We start from the raw sequence: 1,430 nt of genomic DNA on the forward strand, positions 1-1,430 counted from the left end.
TGAACTGCACCCCAAAAGTTAGACACAAAATCTAACGATTGGGGTGTTTTTCTTATGAAATTAAGTTATGAAGAAAAACTAGAAATATATGAGCTGAGAAAGAGTGGCGTGTCGTGGGTCAACCTTAGCCAGATATACAAGGTCACTATTGCCAATCTCACCTACATGATAAAACTCATGGATCGATATGGCGTGGAAATCGTTGAAAAAGGTAAAAATAGGTATTATTCACCCGAATTAAAGCAAGAAATAATGGATAAGGTTTTGATTCATGGATGTTCTCAACTCTCAGTTTCCCTTGACTATGCCTTGCCAAATCGAGGAATGCTTCCCAATTGGATAGCACAATACAAGAAAAACGGGTATACTATTCTTGAAAAAACAAGAGGGAGACCGAGCAAGATGGGACGTAAACGCAAGAAAACCTGGGAAGAAATGACGGAATTAGAGCGCCTTCAAGAGGAAAATGAACGTCTTCGAACTGAGGTGGCCTTCCTAAAAAAGTTGAGAGAACTTCGCTTGAGGGACGAAGCACTAGTGCGCGAACAGCAGAAACAATTAGAGATATGGTCCAAGGAGGATTCCGACTAGACTTCCTACTTGCGACAGCTAAAATGCCTCGCTCAACTTATTATTATCAAGTCAAGCAACTGGATAAACCCGAAAAGAACAAAGCAATTAAGGCTGAAATTCAAGCCATTTATGATGACCATAAAGGTAATTACGGCTATCGTCGGATTTATTTAGAACTCAGAAATCGAGGTTTCTTCATCAACCACAAAAAGGTGCAGCGCTTGATGACAGTCATGGGCTTAGCGGCTCGTATTCGTCGTAAGCGCAAGTATGCTTCTTACAAAGGTGAGGTGGGTAAGAAGGCTGATAATCTGATTAAACGTCAGTTTGAGGGATCTAAGCCTTATGAAAAATGTTATACCGATGTGACGGAGTTTGCTTTGCCTGAAGGGAAACTCTACTTATCGCCTGTTCTTGACGGCTATAATAGTGAGATTATTGCTTTTACCCTGTCTCGGTCACCTGACTTGAAACAGGTTCAAACCATGCTTGCGAAGGCTTTTCCAGCAGATTTATACAGTGGGACTATTCTCCACAGCGATCAAGGTTGGCAATACCAGCACCAGTCTTACCATTACTTTTTGGAAACAAAAGGCATTCGACCATCCATGTCCCGCAAAGGGAATAGCCCAGATAATGGGATGATGGAGTCTTTCTTTGGCATTCTCAAATCTGAAATGTTTTATGGACTCGAGACATCTTATCAATCACTTGATGAGCTTGAAGAAGCTATTACAGATTATATTTTTTACTACAACAACAAACGAATAAAAGCAAAATTAAAAGGACTTAGTCCTGTCCAATACAGAACTAAATCCTTTCAATAATTATTTGTCCAATTTTTTGGGGTCAGTTCA

General features: G+C 40.2%; 1 protein-coding gene. It reads left to right on the forward strand.

The features are described from left to right. Positions 1 to 54 precede the first annotated feature (54 nt). Positions 55 to 1,400, forward strand: a protein-coding gene (locus J5566_RS10420; RefSeq protein WP_208563182.1) for an IS3 family transposase whose coding sequence is annotated in 2 segments (ribosomal slippage) — positions 55 to 496 and positions 496 to 1,400 — 1,347 coding nt in all. Because the reading frame shifts where the segments join, the coding sequence is not laid out codon by codon here. The last annotated feature ends 30 nt before the right edge of the window (positions 1,401 to 1,430 follow it).

The sequence above is a fragment of the Streptococcus suis genome (assembly GCF_017601095.1).
Lineage (GTDB): Bacteria > Bacillota > Bacilli > Lactobacillales > Streptococcaceae > Streptococcus > Streptococcus suis_Z.